The sequence below is a fragment of the Asticcacaulis sp. genome (genome assembly GCF_051956075.1).
In the GTDB taxonomy this organism is placed as follows: Bacteria; Pseudomonadota; Alphaproteobacteria; order Caulobacterales; family Caulobacteraceae; genus Asticcacaulis.
Genome location: NZ_JBQCGA010000033.1, coordinates 72,968 through 88,191, shown reverse-complemented (window position 1 = coordinate 88,191; position 15,224 = coordinate 72,968). Strand labels below are relative to the sequence as shown.

12 protein-coding genes and 1 rRNA gene are annotated in these 15,224 nt (G+C 63.6%); 10 read left to right on the top strand and 3 right to left on the bottom strand.

Annotation, left to right across the window (positions count from 1 at the left end; all coding sequences use genetic code 11):
- Positions 1 to 73: ribosomal RNA gene (locus ACTHLA_RS09280) — 16S ribosomal RNA — on the bottom strand; the annotation flags it as partial.
- Between the two features lie 717 nt (positions 74 to 790).
- On the opposite strand from ACTHLA_RS09280, the gene ACTHLA_RS09275 reads away from it, so the two are divergent.
- The 10 genes from ACTHLA_RS09275 (at position 791) to purU (ending at position 13,482) form a co-directional block, all read left to right on the top strand.
- Entirely contained in the window at positions 791 to 1,951 is a 1,161-nt protein-coding gene (locus tag ACTHLA_RS09275) for a M20 aminoacylase family protein (protein ID WP_440187766.1), read from the top strand.
- A gap of 61 nt (positions 1,952 to 2,012) precedes the next feature.
- On the top strand, positions 2,013 to 2,621 hold the full coding sequence (locus ACTHLA_RS09270) for a hypothetical protein (protein ID WP_440187763.1): 609 nt from the start codon (positions 2,013 to 2,015) through the stop codon (positions 2,619 to 2,621).
- A 45-nt stretch (positions 2,622 to 2,666) separates the two neighbouring features.
- A complete protein-coding gene (cimA, locus tag ACTHLA_RS09265; RefSeq protein ID WP_440187760.1) occupies positions 2,667 to 4,265 on the top strand; it encodes a citramalate synthase in 1,599 nt (532 codons plus the stop codon).
- A gap of 77 nt (positions 4,266 to 4,342) precedes the next feature.
- The gene (locus tag ACTHLA_RS09260) at positions 4,343 to 5,131 is read left to right on the top strand and encodes a FadR/GntR family transcriptional regulator (protein WP_440187757.1); all 789 of its coding nucleotides are present in this window, start codon (positions 4,343 to 4,345) and stop codon (positions 5,129 to 5,131) included.
- Positions 5,132 to 5,183: 52 nt separating this feature from the next.
- Positions 5,184 to 5,903 (top strand): tRNA (guanosine(46)-N7)-methyltransferase TrmB, encoded by a 720-nt coding sequence (gene trmB / locus ACTHLA_RS09255; RefSeq protein ID WP_440187754.1) that lies wholly within the window; start codon positions 5,184 to 5,186, stop codon positions 5,901 to 5,903.
- A gap of 368 nt (positions 5,904 to 6,271) precedes the next feature.
- On the top strand, positions 6,272 to 6,874 hold the full coding sequence (gene rimP / locus ACTHLA_RS09250; protein ID WP_440187778.1) for a ribosome maturation factor RimP: 603 nt from the start codon (positions 6,272 to 6,274) through the stop codon (positions 6,872 to 6,874).
- A 3-nt stretch (positions 6,875 to 6,877) separates the two neighbouring features.
- Entirely contained in the window at positions 6,878 to 8,521 is a 1,644-nt protein-coding gene (gene nusA / locus ACTHLA_RS09245; RefSeq protein ID WP_440187751.1) for a transcription termination factor NusA, read from the top strand.
- A complete protein-coding gene (locus tag ACTHLA_RS09240) occupies positions 8,493 to 9,236 on the top strand; it encodes an RNA-binding protein (protein ID WP_440187748.1) in 744 nt (247 codons plus the stop codon). The genes nusA and ACTHLA_RS09240 overlap by 29 nt, the downstream gene beginning before the upstream one ends.
- Before the next feature lie 175 nt (positions 9,237 to 9,411).
- Positions 9,412 to 12,477 (top strand): translation initiation factor IF-2, encoded by a 3,066-nt coding sequence (gene infB / locus ACTHLA_RS09235; RefSeq protein ID WP_440187745.1) that lies wholly within the window; start codon positions 9,412 to 9,414, stop codon positions 12,475 to 12,477.
- 126 nt (positions 12,478 to 12,603) lie between these two features.
- A complete protein-coding gene (gene purU / locus ACTHLA_RS09230) occupies positions 12,604 to 13,482 on the top strand; it encodes a formyltetrahydrofolate deformylase (RefSeq protein WP_440187742.1) in 879 nt (292 codons plus the stop codon).
- Positions 13,483 to 13,524: 42 nt separating this feature from the next.
- On the opposite strand, the gene ACTHLA_RS09225 is transcribed toward purU, so the two are convergent.
- Both ACTHLA_RS09225 and ACTHLA_RS09220 read right to left on the bottom strand, forming a co-directional pair.
- Entirely contained in the window at positions 13,525 to 13,668 is a 144-nt protein-coding gene (locus ACTHLA_RS09225) for a hypothetical protein (RefSeq protein ID WP_440187739.1), read from the bottom strand.
- A 53-nt stretch (positions 13,669 to 13,721) separates the two neighbouring features.
- A complete protein-coding gene (locus ACTHLA_RS09220; protein WP_440187736.1) occupies positions 13,722 to 15,167 on the bottom strand; it encodes an ankyrin repeat domain-containing protein in 1,446 nt (481 codons plus the stop codon).
- Positions 15,168 to 15,224: the final 57 nt, after the last annotated feature.

Sequence of the window (15,224 nt, the reverse complement as noted above, 5' to 3'; positions counted from 1 at the left end):
AGGATCGTTCGACTTGCATGTGTTAGGCCTGCCGCCAGCGTTCGCTCTGAGCCAGGATCAAACTCTCAGGTTGAGTTGACACTAATCTCAGTGACTAAATCACTGCGTAAGTTTACGTTCATTAACGAGTTCCCACACGACCAAATTCCCGAAAGAATTCCGTCGAATGGTTGTCTTTAAAGAGACCGCAAACATCAGTGTCGTACTGCAGAACTTAATCTGCGCCAGAACACCGCCGCCTGCGTTTCTCTTTCCATTTCATACAATGTCAAAGACCTCACTGACGGCCGAGCCGACCAGCGCAACAACCAACCCGTTGTCGTGGGAGGCGGCTATTTACCACCGTATTTTTTCGTGTCAAGCATTTCTTTTTAAAAAAGAAATTTTCTTTTCACGTTCGCCTCAGAAGTGTTGGCCTCATCAGCGGAGCGGCGCTTATAACCGCTCATTTTTTTCAGTCAAGCGATTATTTTCAAAAAGTTTTTCAACATTTTCGAAGCCAATCGACTGGCCGAAGGAGCGGCGTTGCTAAAGGCTTCGCTACTCCGTGTCAACCGCCTTTTTCAAAGAATTCTGTTTTCACAAAACCCGCTGAAATCTGCGCTTGATCCTTTCGCCAGTTGGACTGCTAAGCCTTGCTGAGCAAGTCTTCGTCGGCGTCCCCGGCGTCGGGAGGGCGGCTTTTAGACAGGCCGTCCGCACGAGTCAACAGCGATATGACACTTTTCTCACATAACCGCGTTTATCCCCTATATAGGGAGACGACGGACGATTTGGAGACGCGCGACCTATGGCCGAAGACAGCGACATCGCCCATACGGACATCACTCTCTGGCGCAGGCATATTCATGCGCGGCCTGAGCTGGGCTATGAAGAAGAGCTGACCTCGGCCTTTGTCGCCGACAAGCTGCGCGGGTTCGGGCTGGAGGTCACGACCGGCTGGGCGAAGACCGGCGTGGTCGGCGTTCTGCAAGGAAGACTGGGGTCCGGACGCGTCATCGCCCTGCGCGCCGATATGGACGCCCTGCCGATGGACGAGCATAACGACTTTGCGCACGCCTCGACGCATAACGGGCGGATGCACGCCTGCGGCCATGACGGCCACACCGCCATGCTGCTGGGCGCAGCGCGCGATCTGGCCGCCGATCCCGATTTCGCCGGAACCGTCGTCTTCATCTTCCAGCCCGCCGAGGAAGCGCTGGGCGGGGCGAAGATGATGCTCGACGAAGGCGTGCTGGAGCGTTTCGGCGTCGAGGAGGTCTATGGACTGCACAACTGGCCGCAACTGCCCGCCGGAACCATCGGGGTGCGAGCCGGGCCGGTGATGGCGAGCTGCGACTTCTTCCGCATCAAGCTGAAGGGCAAGGGCGGTCACGCCGCCATGCCGCATCTGAACAGCGATCCGGTCGTGGCGGCGGCGCACCTGGTCACGGCGCTGCAAACCATCGTCAGCCGCAACGCCGCCCCGCACGAGGCCGCCGTGGTCAGTGTGACGCAGATTCACGCCGGCAGCGCCGACAATGTCATCCCGCCCGACGCCGAGCTGCGCGGCACGGCGCGCGCCTTTTCATCCGAAACGCGCGCCCTGATCGAGCGCCGCATCGGCGAGATCGCCAGCGGGATCGGCGCGGGCATGGGCATGGAGGTCGTCTATAAGTATGTGCATGGCTTTCCCGCGACGGTGAACAGCGCGGCGGAGGCCGAATACGCAGCCCGTGCGGCGCAAACCGTGGTCGGCGCGGAACATGTGCGCCGCCTTGAGCCGCCGTCCATGACCGCCGAGGATTTCGCCTTTATGCTGCAGGCGCGGCCCGGCTGCTATATCTGGCTGGGGCAGGGAACGCCGGACGGTCAGATGCTGCACCATCCAAGATACGATTTTAACGACGCGGTGATTCCGACCGGCGTGGCGTGGTGGAAGGCGCTGGTGTGCGACCGGCTGAAAGCATGATATATATACGCCTTAATTCTGTTCCATATCCGACGGATAAGTGAAGCTGGAGGTAAGGATCATGTCCCTGTCGCGCACCGCCTGTCTACTGGCGGCGTCCTTAATCGCTTCGACGGCCTATGCTGGCGACGAAGAGGTCGTGACCAGCGCGCGCGCCGCCCTGCCCGCCGCCAGTTCCGATTCCAGCAGCAGCGGCAGCGCCTCCACCGCCACGCTGCCGACAGACGCGCAGCCGCAACCCCTCTACGCCAAGCCGCAGGGCTATGAGAGCAACGGCCGCACCATTCACGGCGGCGGCGGGGTCAGCGTCGGCACGGGCGGGTATCGCAGCGGCTATGTCTATACCCTGATCCCGGTCGGCGAGGACGGCACGCTGGGCCTGGCCTACAGCCAGACGGATTACGGCAAGAACGGCGCCTATGGCTGGGGCGATTACGGGTATGACGGCTATGGCTATGGCGGATACGGACGGGGCTACGGCTATGGCGAACGCGGCGGCAGCTCGCGTTCGGCCAGCGTCATGCTGCATCTGGGCGACAGCCAGGGCGCGGATAATGACGATCGGTGCGCGCCCGGCTTTCGCGACGGCGACCGCACGATCGAACCGGTCTGGGTGACCAAGGCGCGCGGCCACGCCTGCAAGGCGGACGCCTCCGATCCCTCCAATTAAAGCTATTGGTTGACCCGTTTTCCACAGCGTTATAGACGGGCGGGCATGACCGAACGTGTATATCTTTACGACTCCACTCTGCGCGACGGCGCGCAGGCGCAAGGCATCGACTTTTCCGTCGCGGACAAACAGGCGATCGCCTCCGCGCTGGATGCGTTCGGCATCGACTATATCGAAGGCGGCTGGCCGGGCGCCAATCCGACCGACGACGCCTTTTTCGCCGCCCTGCCGAAGACGAAGACCGCGAAAATTTCCGCCTTCGGCATGACGCGCCGCGCCGGGCGGTCGGCGTCCAACGATCCGGGCCTGCAGGATCTGCTGGCCGTATCGACCCCGACCATATGTCTGGTTGGCAAGACGTGGGACTGGCAGGTCGAGACGGCGCTGAAGGTCTCGACCTCCGAAAACCTGCGCATGATCTCCGAGTCGCTGGCCCATATCCGCGCGCAGGGGCGCGAGGCGGTCTTCGACGCCGAACATTTCTTCGACGGCTACAAGGCCAATCCGGCCTATGCGATCGAGGCGCTGAAGGCCGCCCACGAAGGCGGCGCGCAATGGCTGGTGCTGTGCGACACCAATGGCGGCTCGCTGCCGTCCGAGGTGAAGCGCATCGTCTCGGCGGTCAAGGACGCCCTGCCCGACGCCCATCTCGGCATCCACTGCCACAATGACACCGAGCAGGCGGTCGCCAATTCTCTGGCGGCGGTCGAGGCGGGCGTGCGTCAGGTGCAGGGTACGATCAACGGTATAGGCGAGCGCTGCGGCAACGCCAATCTGATCGCCATCATCCCGACCTTAATGCTGAAAATGGGCTTCGACACCGGCCTTATGTCCGAACAACTGACCCATATCGGCGAGCTGTCGCGGCTGGTCGATGACCGGCTGAACCGCGCGCCGGACCGGCACGCCGCCTATGTCGGCGCTTCGGCCTTCGCGCACAAGGGCGGGCTGCACGTCAGCGCGATGAACAAGGACAGCCGCTCCTATGAGCATATCGACCCGGCCCTGGTCGGCAATTCGCGCCTGATCCTCGTCTCGGACAAGGCGGGCCGCGCCAATATCGTCAGCCGCCTGCACCAGATGGGCATTAAGGTCGCCGACGATGACGACCATATCGGCGAGCTGGTCAAGGCGGTGAAGGCGCGCGAGGCGCTGGGCTACGCCTATGAGGACGCCAGCGCCAGTTTCGAGCTGATGGCGCGCGAACGGCTAGGCATGGCGCCGCGCTATTACGACCTGCAAAGCTATCGCGCACTTAACGAATATCGGCTGGATGAAAAAAACCGCGCCTTCGACGTCGCCGAGGCGACGGTCAAGCTGACCGTGGCGGGCGAACAGGTGATGACCGTGGCCGAAGGCAATGGCCCGGTCAATGCGCTTGACGCCGCCTTGCGCAAGGCGCTGTTGCCGCACTACCCGCAACTGGCGAAGATGCATCTGAACGATTACAAGGTGCGCATCCTCACCCCGTCGGACGCCACTGCCGCCCTGACGCGGGTGATGATCGAAAGCCGCGACGATCAGGGCCGGACCTGGAACACGCTGGGCGTCAGCCACAATGTGATCGACGCCTCCTATCATGCGCTGCGCGACGCCATCGTCTTTTATCTGATGAAAGCCGGAGCGGCGCCGCTGCGGGCCTGATCCCGGCGGAGACTTGTCAAGCGGCAAGGCGGCTGGCATACGGGACGATCATAAGAGAAAAGGCGGGAAACACACCTATGTCCGAAGATCCTACCGACGACGCCGTCGCGGACATTGTGCCGGACGTGGCTTTTCGCAGCCCGATTTCGCAGGGCCGCCTGCACGGCGCGCTGGCGCACAAGCTGGGCGTCGATATTCTCAAGGGCGTCTATAAGTCCGGCGAGACCCTGCCCAACGAGATCGAATCGAGCAGCGCGCTGGAGATTTCGCGCTCGGCCTATCGCGAAGCCATCCGTATCCTGGCCGCCAAGGGCATGGTCGAGAGCCGCCCCAAGGCCGGCACTCGCGTGACGGAACGCTCGCGCTGGAATATTCTCGATCCCGAAGTGCTGCGCTGGATGTTCGAGACCGAGCCGAGCAACGACTTCATCACCGGCCTGTTCGAGCTGCGGCTGATCACCGAGCCGGCGGCGGCGGCCCTGGCGGCGCAGCGCCGCGACCAGAGCCACCTCGACATCATGGACAAGGCGCTGAACCTCATGGCGTCCGAGACTTTGGCGACCGAGGCCGGGCGCAAGGCCGACCTCGATTTCCACAACGCCCTGCTCGACGCCACCAACAACGAGGCGCTGATCTGCCTCAGCTCCTCCATCGGCGCAGCGGTGTCATGGTCCACGCGCTTCAAGCAGCGCCATTCCGCCCTGCCGCGCGATCCGGTGCCCGACCATCGCGCCGTCTATGAAGCGATCCGGCGGCAAGACCCGAACGATGCGCGCTGGTGTATGGAGACGCTCGTGCGGCTGGCCCTGCGCGACACCCAGGCCAGCATGGACGGCGCCAGCCTCGGCGCGGCGCCGCAGCTTTAGACGCCAGAACGGCAATTGTCTTTTGCCGTTTTCGTCGTTACAGACGCGCCCCATGTCTGCTGAAGAAAAAACACCTGCCGAAAAAGAAACCCCCGCTGAAGAAAAGGCATCGCCCACCTGGGGGCCGATGCGCTCGTTCGGGCGCACCAAGTCGCGCACCTTAAAGCCGCGTCAGGCCTCGCTGTTCGACACGCTTCTGCCGCGCATCGAGGCGAACGACGCGCACGTCGCCGCGGCGCTGGCGAAAGGCCCGGTGTGGCTGGAGATCGGCTTTGGCGGCGGCGAGCATCTGGCCGCCCAGGCCACAAACCATCCTGACGTGACGATTATCGGCTGCGAACCATTCCTGAACGGCGTCGGCTCGCTGCTGCGCCATATCGAGGACGGCGGACTGAACAATGTACTTGTCTTGGCCGACGATGCGCGCCCACTGCTGGCGCGCCTGCCGGATGCATCTCTTGACCGCATCTTCATTCTGTTCGCCGATCCGTGGCCGAAGGCGCGGCACAATAAGCGCCGCTTTATCCAGAACGAAACCGTGGCCGAATTCGCCCGCGTGCTGAAACCCGGCGGGATCGCGCGCTTCGCCACAGACTGGGCCAATTACGCCGACTGGGCGCTGGAGCGATTTCTTGCCAACCCGGATTTCATCTGGCAGGCGCAGGCGCCCGATGACTGGACGCAGCCGCCCGCCGACCATGTCACCACGCGTTACGAAACCAAGGGGCTGGGCGACTGCAAGCCGGTGTTCTTCGATTTCGCGCGGCGTTGATTTTTTTGACACTAAAGGCGTGAAAGGACACGAAATCCGCGCGTAGCGTCTTACCGGCCGCTGGTCGTCTGACGGTCGTTTTTAAACCACGGAAAACACGGAAAACACGGAAATGCCGCTACGCGGCGTCACAAGATCGTCCGTGTTTTCCGTGTCTTCCGTGGTTCCAATAAACATAGACAGTCAGACGCTAGGCGCGGATTTCGCGCCTTTTCCTGTTTTTTATGGCGAAAACCTTTAGCCAAATCAGCGCTTGGCAAACGAACATGATGCGCCTATAAAGTGTTTCAACATTGTCCGACAGCCGCAAGGCTTCGGCGGCGGCCACAGCGGCTCGCCGCTTTTTTTATTATCTGAATCTGGACCTGATGCGCGCCAAGACCGCCGAAGACCGCAAGCTGATCGAGCTGTTCGACCCCATCGCCGAGGCGCAGGGGCTGAACATTGTGCGCATCCGCATGATGGGCTCCAGCCGCGCTGGCGGGGCGCGCCGTTTGCAGATTATGGCCGAGCGCAAGTCGGACGGCGACATCGATGTCAATGAATGTGCGCGCCTGTCGCGGGCGATCTCGGCCTTGATCGACGAGGCCGATCCGATCCCCGGCGAATTCGTGCTCGAAGTGTCGTCGCCCGGCATAGACCGTCCCCTGACCCGCCTTGAGGACTTCGAGGCCTATGAAGGGCTTGAGGCGCGCATCGAGCTGGACCGTCTGGCCGAGGGGCGCAAGCGCTTTCGCGGCGTGCTGGCCGGAATCGAGGATGACCATATCGCCATCGACCTCGAAGGCGAGGCCGAGACGGCCATGATCCCATTCGCCTGGATCGTCGAGGCCAAGCTGGTCCTGACCGACGAACTGATGAAACGCGGCGCCGAGGCCCGCGCGGCCCGCGGCGACGATGAAGATGAAGATGAAGATTTCGGCGACGACGATTTTGAAGATGACGTCGCCAATGACGATGAAGAGGACTAAGCCATGAGCTTTACCGGTATCAGCGCCAACCGCCAGGAACTGCTGCAGATCGCAGAAGCCGTCGCGCGCGAAAAGGCGATCGACAAGTCCGTGGTGATCGCCTCCATCGAGGAAGCGATCCAGAAGGCGGCGCGTTCGCGTTACGGCGCCGATCACGACATCCGCGTCCATATCGATCCGCGCACCGGCGAAATGACCATCACCCGCGTCACCACGGTCGTCGAAGACGAGCTGCTGGAGAACGAATACGCGCAAAAGACCCTGACCGACGCCCTGCGCGACGATAAGGAGGCCTTTGTCGGCAAGGAATATGTCGAGGTGCTGCCGCCGTTCGAACTGGGCCGCGTCCAGACCCAGATGGCGCGTCAGGTTGTCACCCATAAGGTGCGCGAGGCCGAGCGCGAGCATCAGTACGACGAATATAAGGACCGCGTCGGCGATATCGTCAACGGCACGGTGCGCCGCGTCGAATACGGCAATGTCATCGTCGATCTCGGCAAGGGCGAAGGCATTATGCGCCGCGACCAGTCGATCCCGCGAGAAGCCTTCCAGGTCAATGACCGTATCCGCGCCTACATCTATGATGTGCGCCGCGAGACCAAGGGGCCGCAGATCATGCTGTCGCGCGCCCACGGCGGCTTCATGGCCAAGCTGTTCGCGCAGGAAGTGCCGGAAATCTATGACGGCGTGATCGAAATCAAATCGGTGGCCCGCGATCCGGGTTCGCGCGCCAAGATGGCCGTGCTCTCCAACGACAATTCGATCGATCCGGTCGGGGCCTGCGTCGGTATGCGCGGTTCGCGCGTTCAGGCGGTCGTGGCCGAATTGCAGGGTGAAAAGATCGACATCATCCAGTGGTCGCCGGACGAAGCGACCTTCATCGTCAACGCCCTGGCCCCGGCGGAAGTCTCCAAGGTGGTGCTGGACGAAGAAGAAGACCGCGTCGAGGTCGTGGTGCCGGACGAGCAATTGTCGCTGGCCATCGGCCGCCGCGGCCAGAATGTCCGTCTGGCCTCGCAACTGACCGGCTGGCAGATCGACATCATCACCGAAACCCAGGATTCGGAGCGCCGTCAGAAGGAATTCGCCGAGCGCACCGCCCTGTTCCAGGAAGCGCTCGACGTCGATGAGGTCATCGCGCAGCTTCTGGTCACCGAAGGCTTCTCGACGGTCGAGGATCTGGCCTATGTCGATGAGGGTGAAATCGCCAGCATCGAGGGCTTCGATGAGGACACCGCGCAGGAATTGCAGGCGCGCGCCCGCGACTTCCTCGAAAAGGAAGCCGCCGAGCAGGACGCCAAACGCCGCGAGCTGGGCGTCGAGGACGAGGTTCTGGCGGTGCCGGGCGTCACCCTGCCGATGGCGGTGGCGCTGGGCGAAGCTGGCGTGAAGACGCTGGAAGACCTGGCGGACCTGGCGACCGACGAAATCCGCGGCGGCTTCGAGCAAAAGGGCGGCGAGCGTGTACGCGTCCCCGGCGCGCTGGAAACCTTCAATCTGTCCGTGCCCGACGCTGAAAACCTGATCCTGAACGCGCGCATCGCGGCGGGCTGGATCGAGGCGCCGGTCGTTGAAGATGACGCCGAAGACGCGGTTTATGACGAGGAGGGCGAGACGAATGACGACGTCGCCGAACTCGAACAATGAGCCCGCACATCTGAACCTTATCGACCCCGGCCCCGTTGCTGACGAAGCAACGGGCGTCGAGGTGCTGTGCGAAGATTCGCGCGGTCGTATTTTGGGCCGCATCCTGATGCGCCGCGACATCGCCTCAGGCCGTTCCGTGGATGCGGACGGCCTGATCCGCTTTGTTGTTTCGCCCGACGGCGTCCTGACGCCCGATCTCGCGCACAAGCTGCCCGGACGCGGCATGTGGGTGGCGTCAGATCGCGCCAGCCTTGAAATCGCGATCAAAAAGAACATATTCAGTCGTGCGGCCAAACGTCAGATCAAGGCGGGGCCGGACCTCATCGCCCTTGTCCACGATCTTTTGCGGCGGCGCTGTCTCGACCTTCTGGGTCTGGCGCGGCGCGAAGGCCTGATTATCAATGGCTTTGAAAAGGTGCTAGCCGCGATCAAGGGCGGCAAATGCGCCTGGCTGATCGAAGCGTCCAATGGCGCCGAGGACGGTCGCAAACGGCTGCTGGCGGCGGCGCGGTCGCAAAACCCGGCGCCGGAAATCTGCGGTTGCTTCGACAATGACGCGTTAAGCGTGGCGCTCGGTCAGGAGAACGCCGTTCATGCCGCGCTTCTGCCCGGTCGCCGCGTGCAGCGCTGGGCGGCGGAGATGCAGCGTCTGGCCGGATTTGAACCTTTGATTTCGCCGTCATGGGCGGCCAGTTCACGGGAGGATGGGCCGTGACACGGATTTAAAAGCGCCGCCCCACCTTGACGCCACACGGTCAGGGTGATTTATCCGCAGGCGATTAAGCGGATTAACGAGTTTCGGAAAGCTACCGACTGCATATGCGGCGGCGGCGACAGTTTTTGAAGACGAGGCTGGGATGACCGCCTCAAAGAGATAGTTATAGAGCCGGATGAGCGACGGAAAAGACGACAAGACCAACACCCCACACGGCGGCGATGCTTCGCGCCCTGAGCGCGCGCCGCTGACGCTGAAGCCGCGCGCCGCAGGCAATGTGGCCAGCGGCACCGTGAAGCAGAGTTTCAGCCATGGCCGCTCCAAGACCGTGGTGGTGGAAACCAAACGCCGCATCGGCGCGCCGCCCGTCGGCGCGTCGCCGCATGTGCGCCCCAGTGTCGATCTGAATCTGGGCCGTCCGCAGGGCCAGCGTCCGGCGCCGAGCCAAGCGCGCGACTCCGGCGCTTCGGGTGGCGGCTCCGCTGGCGGTCTGCGCCGTGAGGAGCAGGAAGCCCGTCAGCGCGCGATTCAGGCCGCTCTGGCCGAACAGCAGCGCCGTGACGCCGAGGCCCGCGCCGCCGCCGCCCGCGAAAGCGCGCAGGCTCAGGCCGCCCCGGCCAAGCCCGCTACGCCGGAAGCGCCGAAAATCGAGGCGCCCGAAGCCCCTAAAGCCGATGTCAAGCCGACGGAAGCCCCCGCGCCCAAGCCTGTGGAAGCCTCCGCCGCGCCGCAGGCCGCAGCGCCGCGTCCGCAAGCCGATCGCCCGCGCAGTGAACGCCCGCAAGGGGACCGCCCGCAGTCCGACCGCCCGCGTGGAGATCGTCCGCAGGGCGACCGTCCGGCCTGGGGTCAGCGCAGCGATCGTCCGCAATCTGATCGTCCCCAATCTGAGCGTCCTCAGGGCGACCGCCCACGCGGCGACAGACCTCAGGGCGATCGTCCGCGCGGCGATCGTCCGGCCTGGGGTCAGCGTACCGAGCGTCCGCAAGGTGATCGTCCGCAAGGCGACCGCCCCCGCAGCGACAGGCCTCAGGGCGATCGTCCGCAGGGCGACCGTTCTCAAGGGCCACGCGGCGACCGCCCGTCGCGTCCCGGCGAGACCGTGCGCTACAGCGCCAATTCGCCGCGTCCGCCGCGCGCTGCGCCCGGCGTGGCCGCCAATGCGCCTTCAACGCCGGAAGTGGACCGTATCCGCTCATCGCGCGGCGCGGGCGTCAGCAACAAGGCGCTGGATGCGCGCAAGACCATCGATGATGATGACGCCCGCAGCGGCGTGAAGCGCGGCAAGCTGGGCGCGCCCAGCAAGGCCGTGTCGCAAACGCGCGGCGAGCCCAAGCGCCGCGAAGGCCGCCTGACCCTGCAGGCCGTGGTCGGAGACGACGAAGGCGCCGCCGACCGCATGCGCTCGCTGGCCTCGGTGCGCCGCGCCCGCGAACGCGAACGCGAAAAGCGCAAGGGCCATCAGGTCGAGCAGGCGCGCGTCTCACGCGAAGTCGTCATCCCTGACGTCATCACGGTGCAGGAGCTGTCCAACCGGATGGCCGTGCGCGCCGTTGATATCATCAAGATGCTGATGAAGCAGGGCATGATGCTCAAGATCAATGATGTGATCGACACCGACACCGCCGAACTGGTAGCGTCGGAATTCGGCCACACGGTCAGGCGCGTGTCCGAGTCCGATGTTCTGGAAGGCTTTATCGACGCCGACGACCACGAGGACGACACGCAGCCGCGTCCGCCGGTCGTGGCCGTCATGGGTCACGTCGATCACGGCAAGACCTCGCTTCTGGACGCCCTGCGCAAGACCGATACGGCAGGCGGCGAAGCCGGCGGCATCACCCAGCATATCGGCGCCTATCAGGTGCGGGTGGCGTCGGGCGACCGCGTCACCTTCCTCGATACGCCGGGCCACGCGGCCTTCTCGGCCATGCGCGCGCGCGGCGCCAACGTCACCGACATTGTCGTGCTGGTCGTGGCCGCCGATGACGGCGTCATGCCCCAGACGGTCGAGGCGATCAACCACGCCCGCGCCGCGGGTACGCCGATGATCGTGGCGATCAACAAGATCGACAAGCCGGACGCCAAGCCGCAGAACATCATCAACGAGCTTCTGCAACACGAGGTCGTGGTGGAATCGCTGGGCGGCGACACCCAGGTGGTTGAGGTTTCGGCCAAGACCGGTCAGGGCCTCGACCAGCTCATCGAAGCCATCCTGTTGCAGGCCGAGGTTCTGGACCTGCGCGCCAATCCCGACCGCACCGCCGAGGGCGTGGTGATCGAGGCCAAGCTCGACAAGGGTCGCGGTCCGGTGGCCACGGTTCTGGTCAAGCGCGGCACGCTCAAGCGCGGCGATATCATCGTCGCGGGCGCCGCCTATGGCCGCGTACGCGCCCTGATCAATGAACGCGACGAGCAGTTGACTGAGGCTGGTCCGTCCATGCCGGTGGAGATTCTCGGTCTGAACAACGCGCCCGATCCGGGCGAGGCGGTCGCCGTGGTCGAAAACGAAGCCCGCGCGCGCGAAATCACCGAGTACCGCGAACGCCTGCGGCGTGAAAAGACAATGGCGCCCGTCGGGGCCGTGTCGCTCACCGACATGATGTCGAAACTGGCGGCCAACAAGGCCAAGGAAGTCCAGCTCATCATCAAGGCGGATGTGCAGGGTTCGGCCGAGGCGATTGTCGGCTCGCTCGACAAGCTGGGCACCGATGAGGTGCGCGCTCGCGTCATCCATTCGGGGGCCGGCGCCATCACTGAGTCGGACGTGCAACTGGCCAAGGGCTCGAACGCGCCGATCATCGGCTTCAACGTCCGCGCCGGCAAGCAGGCGCGCGATCTGGCCGAACGTGAAGGCGTGGAGATCCGCTACTATGCGATCATCTACGACCTGATCGACGACATCAAGGGCGTCATGTCGGGCCTCCTGGCCCCGATCCAGCGCGAAACCTTCCTCGGCAACGCCGAAATCCTGGAGGTGTTCGACATCTCCAAGGTGGGCAAGGTCGCGGTCTGCCGCGTCACCGAAGGCCGCGTACAGAAGGGCGCGCGCATCCGCATCCTGCGCGACAATGTCGTCATTCAGGAAATGGGCGTTCTGTCCACCCTCAAGCGCTTCAAGGACGAAGTCAATGAAGTGGTGGTCGGCCAGGAATGCGGCATGGCGTTCAACGGCTTCCAGGATCTGAAGGCCGGCGACTTCATCGAATGCTTCACGGTCGAAGAGATCAAGCGCACGCTGTAAAGCGCGCCATGATTTGAAACTTCCGGGGTGCGGGGTCAGTTGGCCCCGCATCTTTTTTGCTTCCCCCTGGTTTGCTTTCCCCTGAAACCTTCGCCTTCGATAAGACTTTGATGCTATAGCGCCTTTATGAGCCAAAGCACCGACTTCGACCCGTCCCACCACGTCCTGATCATCAAGTGCCCGGATACGCGCGGCATTGTCGCAGCGGTATCGGGTTATCTCAACGACAACGACATCTCCATCGTTGAATCCAACCAGTTCAACGATTCCGAAGGCGACACCTTCTATGTCCGCGTGGTGTTCAAACAGGCCGGGCCGAAAATGCCGCCGATGGACACCTTACGCGACGGCTTCAAGCCGATCGCCCACCGTTTCAGCATGGACTGGTCGATCCATAACCTGTCGATCAAGCCTCGCGTGGTCATCGCCGTGTCGAAGTTCGGCCACTGCCTGTACGAATTGCTGCACCGCTGGCGCTCCGGCCAGTTGCCGGTCGAGATCGCCTGCGTCATCTCCAACCATGAGGATATGCGCTCCTTCGTCGAATGGAATGGCGTGCCTTATGTGCATCTGCCGGTCAGCAAGACCAATAAGGCTGAGCAGGAGGCGGCGTTGCTGGCCCTGATCGAAGAGCAGCGCGCCGACCTGGTGGTGCTGGCGCGCTATATGCAGATCTTAAGCGACGATCTGGCGCGGCGGCTGCAAGGGCGCTGCATCAATATCCATCATTCTTTTCTGCCGTCGTTCAAAGGCGCCAAGCCCTACCATCAGGCGCATGCGCGCGGCGTCAAGATCATCGGCGCCACCGCCCACTACGTCACCTCGGACCTCGACGAAGGCCCGATCATCGAGCAGGACGTGCAGCGTGTGCATCACGGCCACACGCCGGAGCAGCTTGTCGTCATCGGTCAGGATATCGAGGCGCGTGTTCTGGCGCGCGCCGTGACCTGGCACGTCGAGCGCCGCGTGCTGATCAATGGCGGCAAGACCGTGGTGTTCTCATAGAAAACAGCGTCGGAACCGTCTCGTTCCGGCGCTGTCTGTCGCCTATTTAAAGAAGACGAGCGCCACCAGAGTGGCAGCGACGGTCCAGATCGCGGCGTAAAAGGCGATGGCGAGGCTGTTGGTCAGGTCCGGCGCTATGGACGCCGCCGGACCTGCGCGCAACGCCCGTTTTTTGTCATGGGGCATGGCTAGACTCCTTCGCATCTAAAGCATAAATCTAGCATATTTTGACATATGCGTCAAAATAATCCCGCTTCACGCAGAACGCCGTCCATCGCATCGTTACCGCTCGGCTCGGTCCATTCGCGCACACCCGCGGCCAGCAAAAGGCGCGCCCCCTCAGCATAGTCGCCCTCACGACAGTTGGTCGAACCGTGATGCAGCCAGCCCGGCGGCGTCGCCTTATAGGTTGTCTCCTGTGCATCGAGCGGCGCGCCGTGCGCCAGCAGAACGCGGATCAGGTCGGCATTGCCTTTCCAGCACGCCCAGTGCAGCGGCGTCTCGCCCATGCCGCCGCGCACATCCGGCGATACACCGGCCTGCAACAGGGCTTCCACTCCCGCGACATTCCCGCGTTCAACCAATTCGACCATCAGATGCGCCGCCGCCGGGCTGTCCGCCAACCCTTGCGGGGCCGGACCGCGCCCGGCGATAAAGGCGTCCACCGGATTGAGGCCCGTGTCCGCGCCGCGCGCCGCCAGAAGGTCAGCGATCTGCGTCTGCCCGCTGGCCAGCGCCATAGCATAGGCGGTGCGCCCATCCATGCGCTTTGCATCCACATCGGCGCCCGCATCGAGCAGCATGGAAACGATCCGCGCCGAGCGCCCGCGCATCACCGCCCAGTGCAGACCGGTCGCGCCCTGCGGATTGGCCAGATTGGGATCGCCCCCGGCGTCAAGTAGAATTTGCAGCCCTTCCGGGTCTTCGCGGTCGAGCATATGTTTGATGGCGTTGCCCTTTTCGATATCGGCCCCGTGCGCCAGCAGCAGCTTCAGGCAGCCATGATCCGGCTGTTCCGTGGCATGATAGAGTGACTCGCCATCGTTCGGATTGGCCCCCGCCTCGAGCAGCAGCCGCGTCATCTCAATATTACCGAGAATGCCCGACGCGGCATATAGGCACGACAGAGGCCCGTATTCGGAAGGGATGCTCGTGTTCGGGTCCGCGCCCGCCGCCAGCAGCAATCGCACCGTCTCCGCCAGATGAGGCGCGCGCTTCGAACGCGCATGACCGAAGCGTGAGAAGCAGGCATAGACCAAGGGCTCGACCTTTTCCGGGCCGATCTTAGCGTTGACGATGTCGGGCCGTTTGGCCAGCGCCGCCGCCACGCCCTTATTGCCGCCCAGAACCAGCCAGGCGTAAAGCCCGCCGTGCTTCAGTTCGGGATGGTCCTGCAACATCTGCCGCGCGCGCTGGCCGTCCGAGGTCGCCGCATCGACGAAACGCGCCACCAGATCGCGGGCGTCGAGCTTCGATTGCTCAATAAAGGCGTGGAATTTCGGCCAGCTCGCAAAGCCCTGCTCGCGGGCGATGATGCGCTGGGCGTCGTGCAGGGCCAGATCACCCAGAGGATCGTCCTTGGCGAAACGCGCCAGGGCTTCGGCGTCGCCCGCGCGCGCGGATTTCAGCAAGGCCTTGGCCTGCTTGCGATAATAGTCGAGATTGAGTTGGGAGATGGATGTCATGACAAACCTCTTTCCTGTCTGCCCGGTGTCCGCGCGACGGGCCGAAAGAAGGCTTGT